23 protein-coding genes are annotated in these 24,341 nt (G+C 66.9%); 6 read left to right on the forward strand and 17 right to left on the reverse strand.

What is annotated here, in order from left to right; all coding sequences use genetic code 11:
• Positions 1–35: 35 nt before the first annotated feature.
• Positions 36–458, forward strand: coding sequence for a low affinity iron permease family protein (locus tag SriyCCGPB3_RS18390; RefSeq protein WP_164161506.1), 423 nt, complete (start codon positions 36–38; stop codon positions 456–458).
• Between the two features lie 83 nt (positions 459–541).
• On the opposite strand, the gene smeF is transcribed toward SriyCCGPB3_RS18390, so the two are convergent.
• Genes smeF through smeD form a run of 3 tightly spaced genes read right to left on the reverse strand, consistent with a single transcriptional unit; the run spans position 542 to position 6,319 of the window.
• Positions 542–1,942 carry a multidrug efflux RND transporter outer membrane subunit SmeF gene (gene smeF / locus SriyCCGPB3_RS18395; RefSeq protein ID WP_164161505.1) on the reverse strand — a complete coding sequence of 467 codons (1,401 nt, stop codon included), beginning with the start codon at positions 1,940–1,942 and terminating at the stop codon, positions 542–544.
• A gap of 57 nt (positions 1,943–1,999) precedes the next feature.
• On the reverse strand, positions 2,000–5,122 hold the full coding sequence (smeE, locus tag SriyCCGPB3_RS18400; RefSeq protein WP_153854549.1) for a multidrug efflux RND transporter permease subunit SmeE: 3,123 nt from the start codon (positions 5,120–5,122) through the stop codon (positions 2,000–2,002).
• A 12-nt stretch (positions 5,123–5,134) separates the two neighbouring features.
• A complete protein-coding gene (gene smeD / locus SriyCCGPB3_RS18405; protein ID WP_032129008.1) occupies positions 5,135–6,319 on the reverse strand; it encodes a multidrug efflux RND transporter periplasmic adaptor subunit SmeD in 1,185 nt (394 codons plus the stop codon).
• Positions 6,320–6,545: 226 nt separating this feature from the next.
• Here smeD and smeT point away from each other — a divergent pair, with 226 nt between their 5' ends.
• From smeT to SriyCCGPB3_RS18420, 3 genes are read left to right on the forward strand one after another with little or no spacing between them, the layout of a single operon-like run.
• On the forward strand, positions 6,546–7,205 hold the full coding sequence (gene smeT / locus SriyCCGPB3_RS18410; RefSeq protein WP_032129009.1) for an efflux transporter SmeDEF transcriptional repressor SmeT: 660 nt from the start codon (positions 6,546–6,548) through the stop codon (positions 7,203–7,205).
• Positions 7,202–7,711, forward strand: coding sequence for a MepB family protein (locus SriyCCGPB3_RS18415; protein WP_350259606.1), 510 nt, complete (start codon positions 7,202–7,204; stop codon positions 7,709–7,711). The genes smeT and SriyCCGPB3_RS18415 overlap by 4 nt, the downstream gene beginning before the upstream one ends.
• Positions 7,712–7,746: 35 nt before the next feature.
• A complete protein-coding gene (locus tag SriyCCGPB3_RS18420; RefSeq protein WP_110713754.1) occupies positions 7,747–8,739 on the forward strand; it encodes a Gfo/Idh/MocA family protein in 993 nt (330 codons plus the stop codon).
• A 53-nt stretch (positions 8,740–8,792) separates the two neighbouring features.
• Here SriyCCGPB3_RS18420 and hslU read toward each other — a convergent pair whose 3' ends face one another.
• The 9 genes from hslU to SriyCCGPB3_RS18465 form a co-directional block, all read right to left on the reverse strand.
• Positions 8,793–10,166 carry an ATP-dependent protease ATPase subunit HslU gene (gene hslU, locus SriyCCGPB3_RS18425; RefSeq protein ID WP_014038532.1) on the reverse strand — a complete coding sequence of 458 codons (1,374 nt, stop codon included), beginning with the start codon at positions 10,164–10,166 and terminating at the stop codon, positions 8,793–8,795.
• Between the two features lie 103 nt (positions 10,167–10,269).
• A complete protein-coding gene (hslV, locus tag SriyCCGPB3_RS18430; RefSeq protein ID WP_005411093.1) occupies positions 10,270–10,821 on the reverse strand; it encodes an ATP-dependent protease subunit HslV in 552 nt (183 codons plus the stop codon).
• Positions 10,822–10,993: 172 nt separating this feature from the next.
• Positions 10,994–11,194: a DUF3079 domain-containing protein gene (locus tag SriyCCGPB3_RS18435; RefSeq protein WP_049421394.1), complete on the reverse strand. Its 201-nt coding sequence runs from the start codon at positions 11,192–11,194 to the stop codon at positions 10,994–10,996.
• 77 nt (positions 11,195–11,271) lie between these two features.
• Positions 11,272–12,162: a tyrosine recombinase XerC gene (gene xerC / locus SriyCCGPB3_RS18440; protein WP_164161501.1), complete on the reverse strand. Its 891-nt coding sequence runs from the start codon at positions 12,160–12,162 to the stop codon at positions 11,272–11,274.
• A gap of 16 nt (positions 12,163–12,178) precedes the next feature.
• A complete protein-coding gene (locus tag SriyCCGPB3_RS18445; protein ID WP_197612340.1) occupies positions 12,179–12,853 on the reverse strand; it encodes a DUF484 family protein in 675 nt (224 codons plus the stop codon).
• Complete coding sequence (dapF, locus tag SriyCCGPB3_RS18450; protein ID WP_153854553.1) at positions 12,850–13,701, reverse strand: diaminopimelate epimerase; 852 nt, start codon at positions 13,699–13,701, stop codon at positions 12,850–12,852. The genes SriyCCGPB3_RS18445 and dapF overlap by 4 nt, the downstream gene beginning before the upstream one ends.
• Positions 13,694–13,966 (reverse strand): LPS translocon maturation chaperone LptM, encoded by a 273-nt coding sequence (lptM, locus tag SriyCCGPB3_RS18455; protein ID WP_164161500.1) that lies wholly within the window; start codon positions 13,964–13,966, stop codon positions 13,694–13,696. Before lptM ends, dapF begins: the two co-directional genes overlap by 8 nt.
• A gap of 82 nt (positions 13,967–14,048) precedes the next feature.
• Positions 14,049–14,474 (reverse strand): YbaN family protein, encoded by a 426-nt coding sequence (locus SriyCCGPB3_RS18460; RefSeq protein ID WP_153854555.1) that lies wholly within the window; start codon positions 14,472–14,474, stop codon positions 14,049–14,051.
• A 54-nt stretch (positions 14,475–14,528) separates the two neighbouring features.
• Positions 14,529–16,640, reverse strand: a complete 2,112-nt coding sequence (locus SriyCCGPB3_RS18465) for a S9 family peptidase (protein ID WP_350259607.1) — start codon at positions 16,638–16,640, stop codon at positions 14,529–14,531.
• Positions 16,641–16,837: 197 nt separating this feature from the next.
• Here SriyCCGPB3_RS18465 and SriyCCGPB3_RS18470 point away from each other — a divergent pair, with 197 nt between their 5' ends.
• Positions 16,838–18,031 (forward strand): pyridoxal phosphate-dependent aminotransferase, encoded by a 1,194-nt coding sequence (locus tag SriyCCGPB3_RS18470; RefSeq protein WP_350259608.1) that lies wholly within the window; start codon positions 16,838–16,840, stop codon positions 18,029–18,031.
• Between the two features lie 118 nt (positions 18,032–18,149).
• Here SriyCCGPB3_RS18470 and SriyCCGPB3_RS18475 read toward each other — a convergent pair whose 3' ends face one another.
• Positions 18,150–20,246, reverse strand: a complete 2,097-nt coding sequence (locus SriyCCGPB3_RS18475) for a prolyl oligopeptidase family serine peptidase (protein WP_153854558.1) — start codon at positions 20,244–20,246, stop codon at positions 18,150–18,152.
• A gap of 69 nt (positions 20,247–20,315) precedes the next feature.
• Positions 20,316–20,642 (reverse strand): hypothetical protein, encoded by a 327-nt coding sequence (locus SriyCCGPB3_RS18480; protein WP_350259609.1) that lies wholly within the window; start codon positions 20,640–20,642, stop codon positions 20,316–20,318.
• A 127-nt stretch (positions 20,643–20,769) separates the two neighbouring features.
• Between SriyCCGPB3_RS18480 and SriyCCGPB3_RS18485 the strand changes: the two genes are divergently transcribed.
• The gene (locus SriyCCGPB3_RS18485) at positions 20,770–21,372 is read left to right on the forward strand and encodes a lipocalin family protein (protein ID WP_350259610.1); all 603 of its coding nucleotides are present in this window, start codon (positions 20,770–20,772) and stop codon (positions 21,370–21,372) included.
• A gap of 121 nt (positions 21,373–21,493) precedes the next feature.
• Here the strand turns inward: SriyCCGPB3_RS18485 and SriyCCGPB3_RS18490 are convergent, their stop codons facing one another.
• From SriyCCGPB3_RS18490 to SriyCCGPB3_RS18500, 3 genes are all read right to left on the reverse strand, one after another.
• Positions 21,494–22,183, reverse strand: coding sequence for a methionine ABC transporter permease (locus SriyCCGPB3_RS18490; RefSeq protein ID WP_014038544.1), 690 nt, complete (start codon positions 22,181–22,183; stop codon positions 21,494–21,496).
• Positions 22,180–23,187 (reverse strand): methionine ABC transporter ATP-binding protein, encoded by a 1,008-nt coding sequence (locus SriyCCGPB3_RS18495; RefSeq protein ID WP_006471119.1) that lies wholly within the window; start codon positions 23,185–23,187, stop codon positions 22,180–22,182. Before SriyCCGPB3_RS18495 ends, SriyCCGPB3_RS18490 begins: the two co-directional genes overlap by 4 nt.
• A gap of 210 nt (positions 23,188–23,397) precedes the next feature.
• Positions 23,398–24,294 carry a DMT family transporter gene (locus SriyCCGPB3_RS18500; RefSeq protein ID WP_248858305.1) on the reverse strand — a complete coding sequence of 299 codons (897 nt, stop codon included), beginning with the start codon at positions 24,292–24,294 and terminating at the stop codon, positions 23,398–23,400.
• Positions 24,295–24,341: the final 47 nt, after the last annotated feature.

Consider the following 24,341-nt stretch of genomic DNA (forward strand, 5'->3'; position numbering starts at 1 on the left):
CCGATCATCCTCGTCACCTGAGTGGGACGACGACGATGAAAGCACGCAACCTGTTCAATACGATCGCCAAGAAGGCCGCGGCCGCCACCGGATCGCCGTGGACCTTCCTGGCCGCAGTGGCGATCGTGGTGATCTGGGGCATCAGCGGCCCGGTGTTCGGCTTCAACGATACCTGGCAGCTGGTGATCAATACCGGCACCACGATCATCACCTTCCTGATGGTGTTCCTGATCCAGCACACGCAGAACGCGGATACCGCCGCGATGCAGATCAAGCTGGACGAGCTGATCCGCGCGACGGCCGAAGCCAACAACGAACTGTTGGATCTGGAAGAACTGGACGAGGAGCGGCTGGAGGAGATCCGCCGCGAGTACGAGCAGATGGCGCGCGAAGCCGGCGACGCGCTGGCGCGGGTACGCGCCTGCCACGTCCCGCACCGTGACGACGAAGCGGTGTAGCAGGCCCCGGAATGACAATGCCGGCCCGCGGCCGGCATTACCATCGATCATCAAGGTAGAGCCGGCCGCTGGCCGGCTGTCCTTCAGCTGCGCTCGTGCCAGCCGCCGCCCAGCACCTTGTAAAGGGTGATGCGGTTGGCCTGCTGGGCCAGCTGCGCCTGCAGCTGGGTCTGCTGCGCGTTGTAGGCGGTACGGCGCGCATCAAGCAGGGTGACGAAGCTGTCCAGGCCTGCGTCGTAGCGTGCCTGCGACAGGCGGTTGGCCTGTTCGGCCGCTTCCACCAACCGCTGCTGTGAACTCACCTGCTCATCCAGGCTGACATTCAACGCCAGCGCATCGGCGGTTTCGCGGAAGCCCACCTGGATCGACTTCTCGTACTGTGCCAGCGCGATGTCACGGTCCGCGTTGGCGATGGCCAGGTTGGCGCGCAGCTTGCCGCCCTGGAAGATCGGCAGCGTGATCTTCGGCAGGAAGCTCCACACGCGGGTGCCGCTGTCGAACAGGTTGGACAGTTCGCTCGAACCACTACCGATGCTGCCGGTCAGCGAGATGCTCGGGAAGAACGCCGCGCGTGCCGCACCGATGTTGGCGTTGGCCGCCAGCAGCTGGTGTTCGGCGGCCATGATGTCCGGGCGCTGCAGCAGCACGTCGCTGGGCAGGCCCGCCGGCGGCGGTGCCAGCGCCAGCAACTGCGGTTCGATGCTGTCCGGCAGCAGCGCCGGATCCAGCTGGCCGCCGGCCAGCAGGGCCAGAGCGTTGCGGTCCTGGGCCAACTGCCCACGCAGGCGCGCGGCATCGGTGCGCGCGGTCTCGACCAGGGTACGGGTCTGGGTCAGCTCCAGCGCCGAACTGCCACCACGCTCGTGGCGGGCCTCGGCCAGGCGCAGCGAATCCTCGTAGGTCTTCAGCGTGGCATCGGCGATCTTCAGCCGCTGCGCATCAGCCCCATAGGTCAACCACGCGGTGGCGGTCTCGGCCACCAGGCTCAGCTGCGCGTTGCGGCGGTTGGCGGCCACGGCGAAGTACTGCTGCAGCGCCGCTTCACTGAGATTGCGCACGCGGCCGAACAGGTCCAGCTCGAACTCGGCTACGCCGACACCGGCGGTGAACTGCTCGGTGACACCGGCGTCGGTACCACGGCGGTCCATCTGGCCGGTGACGGCCACGCCGGGCACACGGTCGGCGCGCTGTACGCGGTACTGGCCGCGCGCGCGTTCAACGTTGAGTACGGCCACGCGCAGGTCGCGGTTGTTCTGCAGCGACTGGTCAATCACCTGCTGCAGGCGCGCATCGGTGAAGAAGTCGCGCCAGCCGACGGCAGCAACATCGGCCACCTGGCCCTGCGTGGCCTCGGCCGGCCACTGCGCCGGAATGGCCGGAGCAACGGCGGTGTTCTTCGGCACCAGGGTGGAGCAGCCGGCCAGCGCGAGCGCGGCGGCAATGGAAAGGAACAGGGATGCACTTTTCATGGGAATGACTTCCATCGGTACTGCCAGATGGCAGGAGGCAATGCCGGCCAACGGCCGGCATTACCGTTTCGCTTACGTGGAGGATTTGCGCTTGAACACGCGCTGCACCACCACGAAGAACAGCGGCACGAAGAACACGCCGAGCACGGTGCCGACGATCATGCCGCCGAGCACGCCGGTGCCGATCGCCTGCTTGGCACCGGAGCCGGCACCGGTGGAGATCGCCAGCGGCACCACGCCCATGCCGAAGGCCAGCGAAGTCATCACGATCGGGCGCAAACGGTCGCGCACGGCGTGCATGATCGATTCGATCAGGCTGGCCCCCTTCTCCAGGTTTTCCTTGGCGAACTCGACGATCAGGATCGCGTTCTTGCTGGTCAGGCCCACCGTGGTCAGCATCGCCACCTGGAAGTAGATGTCGCGTTCCAGGCCCTTGAAGGTATTGGCCAGCACCGCGCCGAGGATACCCAGCGGGGCCGCCAGCAGCACCGCGGTCGGCACGCTCCAGCTTTCATACATCGCGGCCAGGCACAGGAACACGATCATCAGCGACAGCGTGTACAGCAGCGGCGTCTGCGAGCCGGCCTGGCGTTCCTGGTAGGACATCGCCGTCCACTCGATGCCGAAGCCCGCCGGCAGCTGCTTGGCCAGCTGTTCGATCTCGGCCATGGCGTCACCGGACGCGACACCCGGTGCCGGTTCGCCCTGGATTTCCATCGCCGACACACCGTTGTAGCGTTCCAGGCGCGGCGAACCGTAATCCCAGTGCTTGGTGGCGAAGGCACTGAACGGCACCATCTCACCCTTGTCGTTCTTCACGGACCAGAGATCGAAGTCCTCCGGCACCATGCGGAACGGCTGGTCGGCCTGCACGAACACGCGCTTGACGCGGCCACGATCGACGAAGTCGTCGATGTACGAGCTACCCCATGCGGCGGCCAAGGTACCGTTGATCTGGTCGATCGACAGCCCCAGCGAGGTCGCCTTGGCCGCATCGATGTCGATGCGGAACTGCGGCGTGTCTTCCTGGCCGTTCGGGCGCACGTTGGCCAGCTTCTTGCTGCCGGCGGCGAGGCCCAGCAGCTGGTTGCGCGCGGCCACCAGTGCCTCGTGGCCCTGGCCGCTGTTGTCCTTCAGGAAGAAGGTGTAGCCCGAGGCGGTACCCAGTTCCGGAATGGCCGGCGGCGGGAAGGCGAAGATGAAGGCATCCTTGATCTGGCCCAGCGCTGCCATGGCGCGACCGGTGATCGGCATCACGCCATTGTTGGCGTCACGCTCGCTCCAGTCCTTCAGCTTGACGAATGCCATGCCCGCGTTCTGGCCCATGCCGGCGAAGCTGAAGCCCTGCACCGAGAACACCGAGTCCACCGCATCCTTCTCGTTCTGCAGGAAGTGGTTTTCCAGTGCCGCGATCGATTCCAGCGTACGTTCCTGGGTGGCACCGACCGGCGCCTGCACCAGCGCCATCAGCACGCCCTGGTCTTCGTTGGGCAGGAACGAGCTGGGCAGGCGCACGAACAGCACGCCCATCAGCACGAACAGTGCCGCCACGATGCCCATGAAGCGCCACGGACGGTGGATGATGCCGCGCACGCCGCGCTGGTAGCTTTCGCTGGTGCGGTCGAAGCCGCGGTTGAAACCGTTGAAGAAGCGACCGGACCAGCCCTTGTGTGCGACGTGGTGCTCACCCTTCTTCAGCGGCTTGAGCATGGTCGCGCACAGCGCCGGGGTCAGCACGATCGCGACCAGCACCGACAGCGCCATCGCCGAAACGATCGTGGCCGAGAACTGGCGGTAGATCACGCCGGTGGAACCGCTCATGAAGGCCATCGGCACGAACACGGCCGACAGCACCAGGCCGATACCCACCAGCGCGCCGGTGATCTGGCCCATCGACTTGCGGGTGGCCTCGAGCGGCGACAGTCCTTCCTCGGACATGATGCGCTCGACGTTCTCCACCACCACGATGGCATCGTCCACCAGCAGGCCGATCGCCAGCACCATCGCGAACATGGTCAGCATGTTCACCGAGAAGCCCAGCATCGCCAGCACGCCGAAGGTACCCAGCAGCACCACCGGCACGGCGATGGTCGGGATCAGGGTGGCGCGGAAGTTCTGCAGGAACAGGTACATCACCACGAACACCAGCACGATCGCTTCGATCAGGGTCTGCACCACGCCCTTGATCGACACGCGCACGAACGGGGTGGTGTCGTACGGGATCTCGGCCTTCAGGCCGGCCGGGAAGAAGCTCTTCATGTCCTGCAGCGCGGCATCCACGCCGGCCGCAGTATCCAGCGCGTTGGCGCCGGTGGCCAGGGTGACCGCCAGGCCGCTGGCCGGCTGGCCGTTGTAGCGGGTGACGAAGTCGTAGGACTCTGCACCCAGTTCGACACGGGCGACATCGCCCAGGCGCAGCTCGGCACCGTCCTGCGCACCGCGCACGATGATGTTGCGGAACTGTTCCGGGGTCTGCAGGCGCGACTGCGCATTGATGGTGGCGTTGAGCTGCTGGCCCTTGATCGACGGCGCGCCGCCGAGCTGGCCGATGGCCACCTGGGCGTTCTGTGCCTTGATCGCTGCGGTCACTTCCGCAACGGACAGGCCGTAGGTGTGCAGCTTGTTCGGGTCCAGCCAGATACGCATGGCGTACTTGCCACCGAACACCTGGATGTTGCCCACGCCCGGCACGCGGCTCAGACGGTCGACGACATTGGAACCGACGTAGTCGGCGATGTCGTTGGCGTCCATGCTGCCGTTCTCGGACACGAACGCGATGACGTTCAGGAAGCCCGAGCTGGACTTGGCCACGTTGATGCCCTGCCGCTGTACTTCCTGCGGCAGCAGCGGCATGGCCAGCTGCAGCTTGTTCTGCACCTGCACCTGGGCGATGTCCGGGTTGGTGCCGCTCTCGAAGGTCAGGGTGATGGTGGCCTGGCCATTGGACGAGCTGTTGGAGGAGAAATAGATCAGGCCATCAAGGCCCTTCATGTTCTGCTCGATGATCTGCGTCACCGAGTCCTCGACCACCTTGGCCGATGCACCCGGGTAGGTGGCGCTGATTTCCACCGCCGGCGGTGCGACGTTGGGGTACATCGAGACCGGCAGCTTGAACAGGGCCAGGCCGCCGGCGAGCATGATGATGATGGCGATCACCCACGCGAAGATGGGTCGATCGATGAAAAAGCGTGCCATGGGGTTCTCCGCTTACTTCGCGTCGCCGGCCGGAGCGGCAGGCTGGGCGGCCGCTGCCGGCTTGGCCGGAGCAGCGCCCTTCTCGGTGGCCTTGACCGGCATGCCGGGGCCGATCTTCTGCAGGCCTTCGACGATGACCTTGTCGCCGGCCTTCAGACCGTCCTCGACCAGCCACTTGTCGCCGACCGTGCGGCTGACCTTGACCGGGCGCACTTCGACCTTGTTGTCCTTGTCGACCACCATCGCCGAGGTGTCACCCTTCGGATCGCGGGCGATGCCGGCCATCGGCACCAGCACCGCATCGCTGCGCACGCCGCCGCCGATCACCGCGCGCACGTACGTGCCCGGCATCAGCAGGCCGTCCGGATTGTCCACCTTCACGCGCAGGCCGAAGCTGCCAGTGGCCGGGTCGACGCTGACTTCGGAGAATTCCAGCGTACCCTTGTGCTCGAAGGTGCTGCCGTCTTCCATCAGGATGCTGACCGGCAGCGTCTGGTTGTCCTGCAGGCGGCCAGCGGCCAGTTCGCGGCGCAGCTGCAGCAGCTCGGCCGAGGACTGGGTCAGGTCGACATAGATCGGGTCCAGCTGCTGCACGGTGGCCAGTGCATTGGCCTGGCCGGCGCTGACCAGCGCACCCTGGGTGACGCTGGACTTGCCGATGCGGCCGCTGATCGGGGCGGTGATGCGGGCGTAGCCCAGAGTGACGTTGGCCGCATCCAGCGAGGCCTTGGCGGCGCCGACGTCAGCCTCGGCCTGCTTCTGCGCGGCCACCGCGTTTTCCAGGTCCTGCTGGCTGACCGCATCAACCTTGGCCAGCTCGGTGATGCGCTTGGCGCTCAGGCGCGCGGCGTTGGCGGTGGCCTCGGCACGCGCCAGCTGGGCACGGGCACTGTTGGCCTGCGCGCGGTAGCTCGCGTCCTCGATCTGGTACAGCGGCTCGCCGGCCTTGACCATGCCGCCCTCGGTGAACAGGCGCTTGGCGACGATGCCGTTGACCTGCGGACGCACTTCGGCGACCAGGAAGGCGTTGGTACGGCCCGGCAGCTCGCGGGTCAGGCCCACGGTCTCGGACTTCAGCGTGACCACGGTGACGTCACCCGGGCCCTGTTCGGGGGCCTGGGGTTGGCCGCCGCAGGCAGCCACGGTCGCGGCGATTGCCAGCGACAGTGCAAAGGGTCGGATTCGGCTCAGCAACATGACGGAAAGGCTCTTGGAGGAAAGGGTCTCAGCCAGCGCTGATACGGCGGACCCTCCACCAGCAAAGGTGAAGACCGTGCGAACAGCGCCCACCCGGGTGGAGTGGGAGCCGGACGGGCCTGCCACGCACACGACGGGAATGATGGGTGCGAAATATACATACATGCTTGTTTGTTTGTAAACCGGTACAATTCAGCCACGTTTCACCCGCACTCGTACCCTACCCATGGCCCGCAAGACCAAAGAGGACACCCAGGCAACCCGGGAAGGCATCCTTGACGCCGCCGAAGCCTGCTTCCATGAACACGGCGTGGCCCGTACCACGCTGGAGATGATCGGCGCCCGCGCCGGCTATACCCGTGGCGCGGTGTACTGGCACTTCAAGAACAAGAGCGAGGTGCTCGCCGCGATCGTCGAGCGCGTGCACCTGCCCTTCATGCAGGAACTGGAGCGTACCTCCACCGACCAGCGCGACACCCCGGTGCACGACCTGCGCGCGGTGATGATCCACTCGTTCATCGAGCTGTCCGAGGACGAGCGCCTGCGCAAGACCATGGAGATCATGCTGCGCAGCGACGCCTCGGCCGATACCAAGGTGCTGACCGAAATGCAGCAGGCCGGCTTCCGCGATGCGCTGGACCGGATGGAGCGCGCCCTGCGCCGTGCCCAGGACCTGGGCCAGCTGCGCGAAGGCGCCGACCCCAAGATCGCCGCGCGCATGCTGCACGCCACTGTGCTGGGCGTGCTGCACGGCGCGATGGTCGAACCGGAACTGATGGACCTCAAGCGCGATGGCATGCTCGCGCTGGACATGACCCTGGCCGCCTACGTGAAAGAAGGCGTGTTCGTGCCCGGAACGGTGCCCGAGCCGCTGCCGGAAGCATGAGCGGCATTGCTGCCGCCACTGCGGCACTGCACGATCTCTACCTGCCCGCAGGGCTGCAGTTGACCGGACCGATCGTGGCGGAAGCGGAAAGCGCAGAGTACGGTGCCTGCCGCTTTGCCCTTGAGGGTCACAGCATCGTGTTCCGCGTCGCGAAGATCACCCCCACCAAGACCGGCCAGTTCGTAACCCTGTGGAAGCGCCCCGCCCCCGGTTCTGATATCGCTCCATTGGATGCAGCCGATGCTGTGCACTTCGTGGTGATCGCGGTCTTCGACGGAACACAGCGCGGGCAGTTCATCTTCAGTCGTGACCTGCTGATCGAGCGCGGCGTGATGTCGCGCGATGGCGAGGGCGGAAAGCGCGCCCTCCGTGTCTATCCGCCGTGGAGCACGCCGACCGCAAAGGACGCGATCCGGACCCGGCAGTGGCAGCTTCGTTGCTTCCTGCCCACCGGTCCCGATGTCTCCGCCTCCGCCGGTGATCGATTACGCTCACTGTTGGGTTGAACCCGGCGGACCTTCCCTTTTCTGGACGCATCGTGATGATCCTGGACAACGTGGTGTGGGGCTTCATCGGCTGTGGCAGCGTCACCGAGAAGAAGAGCGGGCCGGCCCTGGCCAACACGCCGGGCTCACGGGTGGCCGCGGTCATGCGCCGCAATGCGGCGTTGGCCGAGGATTATGCGCGGCGCCATGCGATTCCCCGCTGGTACGCGGACGCCGATGCACTCATCGCCGACCCGGAAGTGAACGCGATCTACGTTGCGACGCCGCCCTCCACGCACATGCACTACGCATTGCAGGCGATTGCCGCGGGCAAGCCGGTCTACATCGAAAAACCGATGGCCATGGACCACGGCGAGTGCCAGCGCATCATTGAAGCCAGCGCCCGCAGCGGCGTGCCGGTGTTCGTGGCCTACTACCGCCGCGCCCTGCCCCGCTTCGCGCAGGTGAAGCAGCTGCTGGACAGCGGCGCGATCGGCACACCGCGCAGCGTGCGCGCCACCCTGCACCGGCCGCATTCGGCGAACGCTGCATCGCCGGACTTCTGGCGGACCAACCCGGCGATCGCTGGCGGCGGGCTGTTCGTCGATCTGGGCTCGCACACCCTGGACCTGCTGGATCATCTGCTGGGGCCGCTGAGCGATGTGCGTGGCCTGGCCAGCTCGTTGACCGGCGCCTACGCCGCCGAGGACAGCGTCTCGATGTGCTTCCGCACCGGGACGGGGGTGCACGGCATCGCGCAATGGAGCTTCTGCGCGTTCCGCCGCCAGGATGAGATCGAGATCACCGGCGATCGCGGACAACTGCGCTTTGCCACCTTCGAGGATGTTCCAGTGGTACTGGAAACCGAAGCCGGTATGCAGACGTTCGATATCCCGAACCCGCCGTCGATCCAGCAGCCGTTGATCGCTACCATGGTCGATGAGTTGCGTGGCTGGGGTCACTCGCCGTCGAACGGCATCAGCGCCGCCCGCACCAGTGCGGTGATCGACCAGGTGCTGCAGGCCTACCGCGTCAGACATCCGCACTGACCACCAACAAAAAGGCCGCCTTTCGGCGGCCTCATGCTTTGCAGCGTCAGGCATTACAGGATGTAGCGGCTCAGGTCCGGATCCTGCACCAGCTCACCCAGATGCGCATCGACATAAGCACTGTCGATGGCCAGGGTCTCGCCGTCGCGGTCCGGTGCCTCGTAGCTGAGCGAATCCAACAGGCGCTCCAGTACGGTGTGCAGGCGACGGGCACCGATGTTCTCCTGGCGCTCGTTCACCTGGAAGGCGATCTCGGCCAGGCGGTCGATGGCGTCGGCAGTGAAGCTGACCTTGACGCCCTCGGTGGCCAGCAGTGCTTCGTACTGCTTGGTCAGCGCGGCCTTCGGCTCGGTCAGGATGCGAACGAAATCACCCTTGCTCAGCGCACCCAGTTCAACGCGGATCGGGAAGCGGCCCTGCAGCTCCGGAATCAGATCGCTCGGCTTGGCCAGGTGGAACGCACCCGAAGCAATGAACAGGATGTGGTCGGTCTTGATCGTGCCGTACTTGGTCGACACGTTGGAGCCCTCCACCAGCGGCAGCAGGTCGCGCTGCACGCCTTCGCGCGAGACGTCGCCACCACCCACGTTGTCACCACGCTTGGCAACCTTGTCGATCTCGTCGATGAAGACGATGCCGTGCTGCTCGCAGGCCTCGATCGCCGCGGTGCGGATGTCGTCCTCGTTGACCAGCTTGCCTGCCTCTTCCTCGATCAGCAGCGGACGCGCGGCCTTGATGGTCAGCGTGCGCTTGTGCGCCTTGGCGCCACCGCCGAGGTTGGCGAACATCGACTTCAGCTGCTGGCCCATTTCCTCCATGCCCGGCGGGGTCATGATGTCCATGCTGACGTTGGCAGCCAGGTCGAGCTCGATCTCGCGCTCGTCCAGCTCACCGTTGCGCAGCATCTTGCGGAACTTGATGCGGGTCTCGTTGTCCTGCGCCGACGGTTCGTTGCGGGCGACTTCCGGATCGAAGCCGATACCACCGCTGCGGCGCGGCAGCAGCGCATCGAGGATGCGGTCTTCGGCGCGTTCTTCGGCCTGGGTACGCACGCGCACCTTGGCCTGCTCGCGATAGAGCTTCACAGCGGTATCGGCCAGGTCGCGGATGATCTGCTCGACGTCCTTGCCGACGTAGCCGACTTCGGTGAAGCGGGTGGCTTCAACCTTCACGAACGGTGCGTTGGCCAGGGTGGCCAGGCGACGCGCGATCTCGGTCTTGCCGACGCCGGTCGGGCCGATCATCAGGATGTTCTTCGGCATCACTTCATTGCGCAGCTCGGGCACCAGCTGCATGCGGCGCCAGCGGTTGCGCAGGGCAATGGCCACGGCGCGCTTGGCGTCGTGCTGGCCCACGATATGCCGGTCCAGTTCCTGCACGATCTCGCGCGGGGTCATGGTGGCGGAGGAAACTTCGATCTTCGACATGGATGTGCTCACGGATTCAGTGTCGGTAGTGCCGGCCGCTGGCCTGCAACCAGGCACGCGTGGGGGGGATCATGAGGTTGCCGGCCAGCGGCCGGCACGACCCTCACAGCTCCTCGACCACCACGTTGCGGTTGGTGTAGATGCAGATGTCGCCGGCAATGCCGATCGCTTCGCTGGCAATGGTGCGCGCATCCAGTTCGGTGTGCGCCATCAGTGCGCGCGCGGCCGACAGTGCATAGGAACCACCGGAACCGATGGCGATGATGCCGTCCTCCGGCTCGATCACATCGCCGGTGCCGCTGATGATCAGCGAGGTTTCCTTGTCGGCCACCGCCAGCAGGGCTTCGAGCTTGCCGAGGCGGCGCTCGGTGCGCCAATCCTTGGCCAGCTCGACCGCAGCGCGCTGCAGCTGGCCGTGCTTTTCCAGCTTGGCCTCGAACAGCTCGAACAGGGTGAAGGCATCGGCGGCGGCACCGGCGAAGCCGGCCAGCACCTGGCCGTCACGACCGAGGCGGCGCACCTTGCGCGCATTGCCCTTCATCACGGTGTGGCCCAGCGTGACCTGGCCGTCGCCGGCAATGGCCACGTGCTCGCCGCGACGGACGCAGACGATGGTGGTGGCGTGGAAAACGTTGGGATTCTGACTGGGGTCCATGCGGCCTCCGATAGCTGTTCCCGGGACATGGGGACAGCGCCGGGTACGATCAAGCCTGTGCGGATGGCTGCCGTTCAGCGCTTGGTGGCGCCCCATGGGAAGAGGGCGCCCTTTTAACGAGCGCATCGCAATGCGCGCGGACCCCGCCGCCCGAACGTGGAACGCCTGCCGTTCAGCGCTTGGCCTGCGAAGGCCGATCCGGATTCGGCTCGATGCCCCAGGCGAGGTACCAGTCTTCGCCCTGCGTCTCGATCGGGTGCTGGGTGCGGCCGGAACCATTGCCGCAGGCCAGCGCGTCGGCCGCGCAATAGCGGTCGCAGCCCCAGCAGATGCGCTCGGGATGCCTGGGGTGCAGCGGAATGGGCTTCGCCATGGTGGCAGTGTCCTCGTGGCCTGCGGCCACGATGCGCCGGTAGCGCCCGCCCTGCCCTGATCCAGATCAAGGGCGGGCTATTCAGCCTTGTCGTCCCTGCTGCGGCGCTTCGCACGTGGATGCGCGGCGTCGTAGACCTTGGCCAGATGCTGGAAATCAAGGTGGGTGTAGATCTGGGTGGTTGCGATGTCGGCATGGCCAAGCAGTTCCTGCACACCGCGCAGGTCGCCGGACGATTCCAGGATATGGCTGGCAAAACTGTGCCGCAGCATGTGCGGGTGCACGTGCTTGAACAGGCCCTGGCGCTGCGCCAGCTGGCGGATGCGGATCTGCACCGCACGCTGGCTGATCGGCCCGTTGCGGCCGGGAAACACCGGCGAGGCCGGGCCGCCGCCACTTTCCGCACGCCACGCCTGCAGCGCTTCGCGCGCCGGCCGGCCGAACGGCACGCGGCGCTGGCGGTTGCCCTTGCCCAGCACGTTGACCAGGCCGCTGTCGAAATCCAGGTCGCGCCAGGTCAGCGCGCAGACTTCACTCAGGCGCAGGCCGGAGGAATAGAACAGTTCCAGCAGCGCGCGATCACGGCGGCCGAGTTCACCTTCCGGCTCCAGCTCGACCAGCTGCACGGCTTCGTCGGCATCGAGCACCTGCGGCAACCGGCGCGGTGCGCGTGGCGCCTTCAGCGTCGCCGCCGGGCTGACCTCGATGCGTCCATGCTTCAACAGCCAGGCGTAGAAGCTGCGGCACGCCGACAAGCGGCGCTGCAGGCTCTTGGCCGACAGGCCACGCCGGTGCTCATCGGCGACGAACTGACGCAGCGCCTCGGCATCGAGTGCCTCCACCGCAACACCGCGTGGCTCGGCCCAGGCCGACAGCGCGTCCAGGTCGCGGCGGTAGGCGTCGAGCGTATGCGCCGACATCCGCCGCTCCACCTGCAGGTGCTGCAGGAAGGCCTGTACCGCGCTCATCGTCGTCGTGCCCTGCTCAGTCCTGGAATCGCTTCAAGCCGGTAACCAGGGCGTCACCCATCATGCGCAGGAACAGCGTCCCCATGCCCGGATAGAAGCGGTTCGGGTCGTGGCTGCCCACGGCAATCAGGCCCACGCCCGGCAGCGGCAGCAGTGCGGTGGTCTGCACTTCCTCGCTGCGCACGCCATACAGCACGGCATTCTTTTCCGGCTGCAGGCGGCCGCAGATCGGCTCGCCGTCGTTCAGGCAATCGCGGAACGGGCCCAGCTGCGGATCGTCCGCGGCGATCACCTGCAGCCAGTCGGCCTGTTCCAGCCCGGCCACCGGTGTGTGCACCACCAATCGCACCAGGTCGCCAGCGAAATCCTCCTGCAGCGATGCCGCCATTGCACGCAGGGTATCGGCAGCGTTGCCCTGCTTCATCAGCGCCAGGGTCAGCTGGTGCGTGCGCACCGCCAGGCGCTCGTTGACCTGGGCGGTGGCGCCCAGATCGGCCAACCGTCGCGCCAGCTCGCGGTTCTTCTCGCGCAGCACTTCCAGCTGGTAGCTGGCCAGCGATGCGGTCGGGCCGTCATCGCGCGGCACCACCAGGGTCAGGGCCAGGTCCGGGAACTGCTTGAGGAAGCCGGGATGGCGCCGCAACCAAGCAGCGACTTCATGGGCCCCGAGCTTGTCGACGGTTTCGGTCATGCGATCCACTCCCCTTCGAAGACGAATGCAGTCGGGCCGGCCATCACCACCGGCTGGCCATCGCCCGGCCACTGGATGCGCAGGTCGCCACCGGGCAGGCTGATGCGCGCATCGCGCTGCAGGCGGCCACGCTGCATCAGGGTCACCGCGGCGGCACAGGCACCGCTGCCGCAGGCCAGGGTTTCACCGACGCCGCGCTCGAACACCCGCAGGCGTGCATGCGCGGGGCTCATCACCTGGGCGAAGCCCACGTTCACCGAGCGCGGGAACGACGCATGCTGCTGCAGCAGCGAACCGACGCGCTCGACCGGGGCCGCATCGATCAGGCCCACTTCGATCACCGCATGCGGGTTGCCCATCGACACCGCAGCGAAACGTACGCTCTCGCCCTGCAACGGCAGCAGGTATTCCTCGCGTGCGTGGGCAAAGCCCATCAGCGGCACGTTGGTCGGCTCGAACGCGGGCACGCCCATGGTTACCGCGAACTGCCCCTCGCCCAGCACCTTCACTTCGTGGCTGGCCAACGGGCTGTCGATGACGAATGCATCGCCCTGCGCACTGCCTTCGCGCACCAGCCAGGCCGCGATGCAGCGCGCGCCATTGCCGCACTGTTCGGAGTTGGAACCGTCGGCATTCCAGATGCGGTACGAAGCCACCGAGCCTTCCGCACGCGGCGCTTCGATGGTCAGGATCTGGTCGCAGCCGACGCCGGTGTGGCGGTCGGCCAGGCGCGCGGCCAGTTCAGGCGTGGGCGGCGACGTACCGTCACGCAGGTCGATCACTACGAAATCATTGCCCGCGCCGTGCATCTTGCTGAAGCGCAGGGCCTTGGAACCGGCCTTACTCATTCCCGCCGCCCACCTTCTTTGCCGGCGCAGGCGCCGGCTGGGTGGTCGGTGCGGCCGGCTCCACGGTCGTGGCCGGGGTGCCGCTGCCCTGGGTCTCCGCCGGGGTCGCCTCGGTGGCGGGCTCGGCAGCGGGCTCGACGGTTTCTTCCACCGGCACCGGCTTCTGCGGCAGTACCAGCGGGCCCTTGTTGCCGCAGGCGGCGAGGAGCAGCAGCGAGGCCGCTGCCAGCGGAATCAGGATGGCGTTTCGATGGGGGATCTTCATGCCCCGAGTATAGCCATTGGCGGCTGAGCGGTTGGTGCAGGGGCTCGGGTTGCCGGCCAGCGGCCGGCACTACCGCAGGCGCTCAATCCGCGGGCGGTGGCAGCGGCCGCGTCCACAGCCAGATCGCCACCACGGTCATGCTGCCGATCGAGAACCACTTCACCCAGGCGATCGGCACGCACCACAGCATGATGCCGGCGCACACCGCCATGGTGATCGTCGCCATCCACTTGCCGTAGCGGCTGACCGCACCGTGCGCCTGCCAGTTGGCGATGGCCGGGCCGAAGCGCGGATGCTGCAGCAGCCAGGTATGCAGACGCTCGGAACCCCGCGACGCAGCCCACGCGGAGATCAGGATGAATACGGTGGTCGGCAGGCCCGGAACGAAGATGCCAACGATGCCGGTACCGAGGCTGACATACGCCAGCAGCCACCACGCCCAGCGGAAACGCACCACGCGCGGTGGCGTGGCAGCATCGCGGGGTGCGGGGGGTTCAGGCGGGTTCATGGCCGCAAGGATACCGGTTCGGGGTGCCAGGCAACGCCCGGCACCCCTGTGCCCTTACGGTTGGGCGATGCCCAGCTGCTGCAGCACGAACGCATACGACTCGGACAGCTCGCGGTAGCGCTGGAAGCGACCCGACTTGCCACCGTGGCCGGCTTCCATGTTGGTGCGGAACAGGATCGGGTAGTGGCCGGTGTTGTCGTCACGCAGCTTGGCCACCCACTTGGCCGGCTCCCAGTACTGCACCTGCGAATCCCACAGGCCAGTACCCACGAACAGCGCCGGATAGGCCTGCTTCCTGACGTTGTCGTAGGGCGAGTAGGACAGCATGTAGTCGTAGTACGGCTTCTGCTCCGGGTTGCCCCACTCGTCGTACTCGTTGGTGGTCAGCGGAATGGTCGGGTCGAGCATGGTGGTGACCACGTCGACGAACGGTACCTGCGCCACCATCACCCGGTAATCCTGCGGCGCCTGGTTGGCCACCGCGCCCATCAGCAGGCCACCGGCGCTGCCACCCGAGGCGGCAACGCGATCCTTCGCCGCCCAGCCCTGCGCCACCAGGCTACGGGTGACGTCGATGAAGTCGTTGAAAGTGTTCTGCTTGTGCAGCAGCTTGCCGTTCTCGTACCAGTCGCGGCCCATCTCCTGGCCGCCGCGGATGTGGGCGATGGCATAGACCACGCCACGGTCGAGCAGGCTCACTGCGGTCTGGTTGAAGTACGGATCCATCGACATGCCGTAGCTGCCGTAGGCGTACTGGAACAACGCACCCTTGCCATCCTTCTGGTAGCCCTTGCGGTAGACCAGCGACACCGGCACCTTCACGCCATCGCGTGCGGTGATCCAGACGCGGTCGGTCTCGTACTTCGACGCGTCATAGCCGATCACCGGCTGCACCTTCAGCTGGCGGCGCTCACCGGTGGCGGTGTTCAGCTCGAACACGGTGGTGGGGGTGGTCATCGAGGTGTAGACGTAGCGCAGCCACGGCGTATCGGCCTCGGTGTTGTCGCCCAGGCCCATCGAATACGCCGGCTCATCGGCCTTCACGTAGTCGCTGCGGCCATCCTTGAACAGCAGGCGGATGCGCTCCAGGCCCTCGGAACGTTCGGCGATGGCGGTGTACGCATCGAACAGCTCGAAGCCTTCGATGAACACCGCATCGTCGTGCGCGATCCAGTCCTTCCACTGTGCGCGCGAGGTCGCATCGGTCGGTGCGGTGACCAGCTTGAAGTTCTTCGCACCGTCGTTGGTGCGGATCACCCAGCGACCATCGTAGTGGTCAGCGTCGTACTCCACATCGCGCTGGCGCGGCGCCAGTACGGTGAACGTGGTCGGGTCGCTGGCCGGCGCGTAGCGCTCTTCCGAGGACACGGTGCTGTGCACGCCGATGGTGATGAAGCGATCATCGCGGGTACGGCCGATACCCATGTAGAAGCTGTCGTCCTTCTCTTCGTAGACGACGGTGTCGGCGCTGGCCGGGGTGCCCAGCACGTGCTTCTTCACGCGCACGGTCAACAGCGTTTCCGGATCGTTCTCGACGTACAGCACGGTGCGGTTGTCGTCGGCCCAGACCAGGTCACCGGAGCTGCCGGTGATCACATCGGGCAGCACCTTGCCGGTGGCCAGGTCCTTGAAGCGGATGGTGTACTGGCGCCGGCCGACATCATCATCGGCCCAGGCCAGCAGCTGGTTGTCCTGGCTGACTTCCATCGAGCCAACGCTGAAGTAGCCCTTGCCGGCGGCCATCGTGTTGACGTCCAGCAGGATTTCCTCGGCGGCATCCATGCCGCCCTTGCGGCGTGCGTGGATCGGGTAGTCCTGGCCGGTCTCGAAGCGGCTGTAGTACCAGTAGCCGCGCTCGCGCGCCGGCACACTGGAATCGTCCTGCTTGATGCGGCCGACGATTTCCTTGTACAGGGTGTCTTCCAGCGGCTTCAGCGGCGCCAGCAGCTGGTCGGCGTAGGCATTCTCGGCCTGCAGGTAGGCCAGCATGTCCTTGTTCTCGCGCTTGTCGTCGCGCAGCCAGTAATAGTCGTCGTTGCGGGTCGCGCCGAACGGCGCCTTGACCACATGCGGATGCTTGGCGGCATCCGGCGGAACGGGCGGCGTGGCGGCGGTGGCAGTGGTGGTCATCAGGCTGGCAAGCAACAGGCAGAGGGTGGATTTCATGAGATAAGGCTCCTTGAGCGGCAATGCAATGGCGTCCTTGTGCCCGAGTCTGGGTCGCGGAAGGACTGCCGGCAACCCTGCCGGTAGTGCCGGCCGCTGGCCGGCAACCTCATGAGCTCCGGAATGGGTCGGAATGCCGGCCAGCGGCCGGCACTACCCGAACGCATGCTCCCCGCGCGCGGCGTACCATGGGCTCCATGAGTACCCTGCCCCACACGCCGGGCTACAGCCGGCGCAGCCATGAAATCGCTCCGTTCCACGTGATGTCCCTGCTGGCCCGCGCGCAGGCGCTGGAACAGGCGGGCCACGATGTGATCCACCTGGAAATCGGCGAACCGGACTTCACCACGGCCGAACCGGTCGTGCGGGCCGGCCAGGCCGCATTGGCCGCCGGCCATACCCGCTACACCGCCGCACGTGGCCTGCCGGCCCTGCGCCAGGCGATCAGCGGCTTCTATCGCAGCCACTACGGGCTGGACATCGACCCCGAACGCATCCTGATCACTCCCGGCGGCTCCGGTGCGCTGCTGCTGGCCAGCAGCCTGCTGGTCGATCCGGGCCGCCACTGGCTGCTGGCCGACCCCGGCTACCCCTGCAACCGCCATTTCCTGCGTCTCGTTGAAGGTGGCGCGCAACTGGTGCCGGTCGGCCCGGACACCGCCTACCAGCTCACACCGTCGCTGGTGGAACAGCACTGGAATGCCGACAGCGTCGGCGCACTGGTCGCCTCCCCCGCCAATCCGACCGGCACCGTGCTGTCCGCCGACGAACTGGCTGCACTGTCGCAGGCCCTGCACGCGCGCGGCGGCCACCTGGTGGTGGACGAGATCTACCACGGCCTGACCTACGGCCTGGATGCACCCAGCGTGCTGCAGGTGGATGACAGCGCGTTCGTGCTGAACAGCTTCTCCAAGTATTTCGGCATGACCGGCTGGCGGCTGGGCTGGCTGGTGGCCCCACCGGCCGCGGTACCGGACCTGGAGAAGCTGGCGCAGAACCTGTACATCAGCGCCTCAAGCATCGCCCAGCACGCCGCACTGGCCTGCTTCAGCGAGGAATCGATGGCGATCTTCGAACAGCGCCGTGATGCGTTCCGCCAGCGCCGTGATTTCCTGCTGCCGGCACTGCGTGAACTGGGCTTCCGTATCGAAGTCGAGCCGCAGGGTGCGTTCTACCTGTACGCCGACGTCAGCGCGTTCACCGACGACGCACAGGCCTTCTGTGCCCATTTCCTGGAAACCGAGCACGTGGCGTTCACCCCGGGGCTGGATTTCGGCTTCCATCGCGCCAACCAGCATGTGCGCCTGGCCTACACCCAGGAAGTGCCGCGATTGCAGGAGGCGGTGGCGCGGATCGCGCGCGGGTTGAAGCGTTGGCAAGGATCACGTTGACGGTCGTGCCGGCCGCTGGCCGGCAACCCGGGAATGCGTGAATGATGCAGTTGCCGGCCAGCGGCCGGCACTACCGGTAATGAAAAACGCCGCCCTGGGGCGGCGTTTTCCGTTCTGCTTACTTACCGCCCAACCGCTCCCACAGGAAGCTGTAGGCCAGCGCCGACATGTGCGCGGCCTGCGCATTGTTGGCTGCGCCGCCGTGGCCACCTTCGATGTTCTCGTAGTAGGTCACGTCCTTGCCGGCGTCGATCATCTTCGCCGCCATCTTGCGGGCATGGCCCGGGTGCACGCGGTCATCGCGGGTGGAGGTGGTGAACAGCACCGGCGGGTACTTCTTCTTCGCGTCGAACAGGTGGTACGGCGAGAAGGTCTTGATGAACTCCCAGTCGCTGGTGTCCGGGTTGCCGTATTCGGCCATCCACGACGCGCCGGCCAGCAGGTGGCTGTAGCGCTTCATGTCCAGCAGAGGCACCTGCACGACCACTGCACCGAACAGTTCCGGGTACTGGGTCAACATGTTGCCGGTCAGCAGGCCACCGTTGCTGCCGCCCTGCACGCCCAGGTGCTTGGCGGTGGTGATCTTGCGCTTGACCAGATCCCGCGCCACGGCGGCCATGTCTTCGTAGGCCTTGTGGCGGTTCTGCTTCAGCGCTGCCTGGTGCCAACGCGGGCCGTACTCGCCGCCGCCACGGATGTTGGCAACCACGTACACGCCGCCCTTCTCCAGCCAGGCGCGGCCCATGCCACCGGAATAGCTCGGGGTCAGCGAGATCTCGAAGCCACCATAGCCGTACAGCAGGGTCGGGTTGGAGCCGTCCAGCTTCATCGCCTTGTCATGCACCACGAAGTACGGCACGCGGGTGCCGTCCTTGCTGGTGGCGAAGTGCTGCTCGATCACCTTGCCCTTGGCATCGAAGAAGGCCGGCATGGTCTTCAGCGTTTCCGGCGCCTGCCCGATCTCGGCCAGGGCCAGGGTGGTCGGGGTGAGGTAGTCGGTGGCGGTCAGCCACACCGCGTCGCTGTCGTTGCTGTCGACCGCGGCCACGCCCAGCGTGCCGAAGGCCGGCGCGCCGACGAAGCGGCTGGTCTGCCAGCCATTGGCGCCCGGGGTCAGCACCGACAGGCGGTTCTTGACGTCATCCAGCACGTTCAGCACCAGGTGGCTCTTGGTCCAGGTGGCGCTGGCCAGCGAGGTGGTCGCGGTCGGGGTGAACAGCACCTCGAAGTCGCGCTTGCCGGCCAGGAAGTCGTCCAGCTTCGTCGCCAGCAGCGAACCGGACGCGTAGGTCTTGCCGCCCACGGTCCACGGATCGCGCAGTTCCAGGGTCAGCCACTGCTTGTGCAGGCCCTTCTCGGCCGAGTTCGGCGCGTCGATCTTGGTCAGCGTGCCGTCGTCGCCACGCAGGTAGATCTCGTTGTTGTAGAACGCCAGCGTGCGGCTGACCAGGTTGCGCTCGAAGCCCGGGGTGTCATCGTGCATCGCCGCGATGTACATGTCTTCCGGCTTGCCTTCATACACCACGGTGGCCGAGGCCATCGGCGTGCCGCGCTTCCACAGTTTGGCCACACGCGGATAGCCCGACGTGGTCATCGTGCCGGCACCGAAGTCGGTGTAGACGAACACCGTGTCGCGGTCGACCCAGTTGAGGCCGCCCTTGGACTCGGGGCGGAAGAAGCCGTCCTTGATCCAGGTCTTGTTGGCCAGGTCGAATTCGCGGGTGACGTCGGCGTCGGCGCCGCCGCGCGACAGCGCGATCAGGCAGCGGCTGTAGTCCGGGCGCAGGCAGTCGGCACCGTGCCAGACCCAGTTCTCACCCTCGGCCTTGTTCAGCGCATCCAGGTCGAGCACGGTCTCCCACTGCGGCGAGGCCTTGCGGTATTCGGCCAAGGTGGTGCGCCGCCACAGGCCGCGCTCGTGCTGCTGGTCCTTCCAGAAGTTGTAGTAGTAGTCGCCGATCTTCTGCACGCCGGGGATCTTGGCATCGGAGTCGAGCACCTCGCGGATGCTGGTCTCCATCTGCTTGAAGGCCGGGGTCTGCGCCAGGCGCGCCTCGGACTTGGCGTTCTGTTCCTTGACCCAGGTCAGCGGCTTGTCGCCGGTGACGTCTTCGAGCCAGGCGTAGCGATCGGTGTCTTCAGCGGCCACGGCGGTCCCCACCGAGGCAGCGGTCATCATGCCGGCCAGCAGGCAGGCGGAAGCAAGTCGAGACATTGCAGCTCCAGGCAGTCATAAGCCGTGGAACGCTAGCATGGATCGCCGCGGCCGCCCCCGTGTCGAAGGTCAGGCCGCGGCGGTCGAGCCGCGACGGCCTCGCACCGCCCCGCCGCTACGGCGACGCGCCTGTCCACCGGTACGACGCGCCAGCCGCAGCCACGACAGGCGCGGCAACGGGAAGCGCAGCAACGCCCACCAGGCCACCAGCGGCATGCCCACCAGCCACATCGGCAGCCAACCCAGCCAGGCACTGCTGCCGCGCGCGGCCGGCCAGACCAGTACCAGTGCCACGCCGGCCAGGGCCAGCTGCTGCACGCTGCGCAGCAGGCGGGGGTCGGCACGCTCGAGAATGACGCGTTCAGCTGCAGGGCGGCGGACGGAACGTGCGTTCATGGGGCTTCTCCGATGGACAATGCAACACAGCATGGGCAAGGCCCTTCTCACAGGTTGCGACACCATTGACGGATCGCGTGCACACAGTCGACCATGCGCGTGCAAGCCCACTGGAGCCCGCTCCCGCATGACTTCGATCCGCCCGCTCTGCGCCGTGCTGCTGGCCCTGTCCCTGGCGGGCCCCGCCGTGGCCGCCAGTGAGCCGCCGTCGCCCCGCGCCAGCGCCCCCGACGCGGCCGACCCGGGGGCGCCGATCGACCTGAAGCGCTTCATGGGCACCTGGTATGTGATCGGCCGCGTGCCGAACTTCATCGAACGCGGGCATGTCGCCAGCGTCAACGAGTATGAGCTCCGCGACGCGCACAAGGTCGGCATCACCTACCGCTACCGCGATGGCTTCGGCGAACCGCTGCAGGAAGTCCGCGCGCGTGCCAGCGTCGACCCGGACAGCGGCAACCACGGCTGGCGCACCTGGTTCTACCGCGTGGTGCCCACCCATTCGCGGGTACTGGAAGTGGCCCCGGACTATTCGTGGGCGCTGATCGGCTATCCCGGCCGTGAAATGGCCTGGATCTTCTCTCGTACGCCGGACATGGACAAAGCCCTGTACAAGGAGCTCGCAGAGCGACTGCGCGACGAGTACGGCGTGAACACCGACAAGCTCAAGCGCGTGCCGCAGCACCCGGAGCAGGTCGGCAAGCTGGGCTACGAAGTACCGAACGTGCGTTGATTGCAGGTGGGATTGCCGGCCAGCGGCCGGCACTACCATTTCCAGGCAATGGGGTAGAGCCGGCCGCTGGCCGGCTGCCGCGATGCACCGGGCGACGCCGGGGCAGCGCCCCGGCGCCTCGTCATTTGCGGCTGTAATGCGCGACCAGGCGGTCGCCGAGCATCTGCAGCAGCTGCACCAGGACCAACAGCAGGACCACGGTAACCAGGGCCACGTCGGTGTGCGAACGCTGGTAGCCATCGCGGAACGCCAGGTCACCAAGGCCGCCGGAACCAATCGCGCCGCCCATCGCGGTGAAGCCGATCAGGGCCACGGTGGTGACCGTCGCACCGGCGATCAGGCCAGGACGCGCTTCCGGCAGCAGCACGCGGGTGACCAGCTGCCAGGTGGTGGCGCCCATCGCCTGGGTGGCCTCGATCACGCCACGGTCCACTTCGCGCAGCGCGGTCTCGACCAGGCGCGCGTAGAACGGCGCTGCGCCGATCACCAGTGGCACGATCGCACCACGCACGCCCAGCGACGTCCCCATCAGGAACAGGGTGACCGGAATCAGCACGATCATCAGGATGATGAAAGGCACCGAGCGCAGCAGGTTCACCACCAGCGCCAGCACGCCATAGGCGAACGGACGGCGCTTCATCTGCGGTGCGCCGAACAGGTACAGCAGCACGCCCAGCGGCAGGCCGATGGCCAGGGTCAGCGGCAGCGAACCGAGCAGCATCAGCAGGGTGTCGATGGTGGCCTGGCCGATGTCGGCCCACTTGCCCGCATCCAGGTGGCGGAAGAAACCGCCGGCAGTGGCGATGATCATCGACGCAGTTCCTCAACGTGCACGCCGGCGGCCACGAACGCGGCCTGCGCGGCGGACTGGTCACCGCCCACCAGGGCGACAACCAGCTGGCCATACGGGGTGTCCTTGATCCGGTCGATACGGCCGGACAGGATGTTGTAATCGACACCGGTCTCCCGCGCGACGCTGCCGAGCAGGGGTTCGTAGGTGTCTCCGCCGAGGAAGGTCAGGCGCACGATGCGGCCACCGACGGCATCGAAATCACGGTGCAGCGCGCCTTCATCCACGTGCTCCGATTCGCTGACGAAACGGCGCGTGGTCGGGTGCTGCGGGTGCAGGAACACCCGGGTGACCGGCCCGGTCTCGACCATCTGGCCGGCATCGAGGACGGCGACGCGGTCGCAGACGCGGCGGATCACGTCCATCTCGTGGGTGATCAGCACGATCGTCAGGCCGAGCTCGCGATTGATCTTCGACAGCAGCGACAACACCGAGGCGGTGGTCTGCGGGTCCAGCGCACTGGTGGCCTCGTCGCACAGCAGGATCTGCGGGCGTGTCGCCAGCGCACGGGCGATGCCGACGCGCTGCTTCTGGCCACCGGAAAGCTGTGCGGGGTACTTCTGCGCATGCGCCTCCAGGCCCACGGTCTGCAGCAATTCGGCCACGCGCGCGTCGATCTCCGCCTTCGGCGTGCCGGCCAGCTCCAGCGGGAAGGCGACATTGCCGGCCACCGTGCGCGACGACAGCAGGTTGAAGTGCTGGAAGATCATGCCGATTCGCCGGCGCAACGCGCGCAGGCCATCCGCGTCCAGTGCGGTGACATCCTCGCCACCGATCAGCAGCCGGCCACCGCTGGGTTCTTCCAGACGGTTGATCATGCGGATCAGGGTCGACTTGCCGGCGCCGGAGTGGCCGATGATGCCGAATACCTCACCGGCCTCGATGGTCAGGTCCAGCGGCTGCAGCGCGCTGACTTCGCGGCCGGCAACGGCATAGGATTTGTGCAGGCGCTGGAACTCGATCACGGGCGTGGCTCACCGGCTGGGTGACGGAAGGGGGCGTGCAGCCTACCAGCGCAGGCGGTCGCGCGCCCGCGCCATGGGCCAGAATGTTATTCCTTTTGGTTCTAAGGCGCCCGCACCGACGCGTTGGCTGGGGTCAGAGCCCCTGCGGGGATCCGACCCCGGGGTCGGATCCCCGCAGGGGCTCTGACCCCATTCCCCGGCCAAACCGACTCAGGGATGGTCCAGCGGCTTCGGCGGCTCCTGCCGGTTCACCCGCTCACGGTGCAGCAGGTACAGCCCCGAGGCGACGATGATCGCCGCACCCACCCAGGTATAGCTGTCTGGCAGCTGGCCCCAGAAGGCCAGATCCCAGCCGATCACCCAGACCAGGCCGCTGTACTCCAGCGGCGCGATCATCGAGGCCTCGCCCAGCTGGAACGCCTTGGTCAGGGCGATCTGGCCGAGCGCGCCGGCCAGGCCCATGCCGGCGATCAGCGGCGCATGCGCCAGCTGCAGCGGCACCCAGCCGGGAAGGGCCAGCAGGCCGGCGCCGATGGCCATGATCACAAGGAACCAGACCACCATCGACTGCGAGGTATCGGTGCGGGTGAGCAGGCTGACCGTGATCGCCGCCACGGCATAGGCGGTGGCGGCGGCCAGCACCATCAGGCCGGGCACCGAGATGAAACCGTCCACACCCGGCCGCAGCACCACCAGCACGCCGACCAGGCCGATGCCGATGGCCACCCAGCGCCGTGGCCCGACCCGCTCGCCCAGCAGCGGCACCGACAATGCGGCGATCAGCAGCGGGGCGACGAAATAGATGGTGTAGGCGGTGGACAGCGGCAGGTCGCGCAGGGCGAACACGAAGCAGCCGATCATCGCCATGCCCAGCGCGCCACGCAGCAGGTGCAGCCCCCAGCGACGCGGCACCAGCGAGCGCGGGCCGGCGCTGGCCAGCACCCAGACCAGCACGAACGGCAACGAGGCCGCGCCGCGCAGGAAGGTCACTTCCAGGGTCGGATAGCTGGCCGACAGCTGCTTCATGCCAGCGTCCATCAGCGAGAAACAGGCGACCGCAGCGACCATCCAGGCCACCGCACGCGAAGGGGAGCGTTGCACGTTCATGGCCCATTATCGCCGACCGCACCGGATTGTAGAGTCGAGCTTGCTCG

This window comes from Stenotrophomonas riyadhensis (assembly GCF_040256885.1).
In the GTDB taxonomy this organism is placed as follows: Bacteria; Pseudomonadota; Gammaproteobacteria; order Xanthomonadales; family Xanthomonadaceae; genus Stenotrophomonas; species Stenotrophomonas riyadhensis.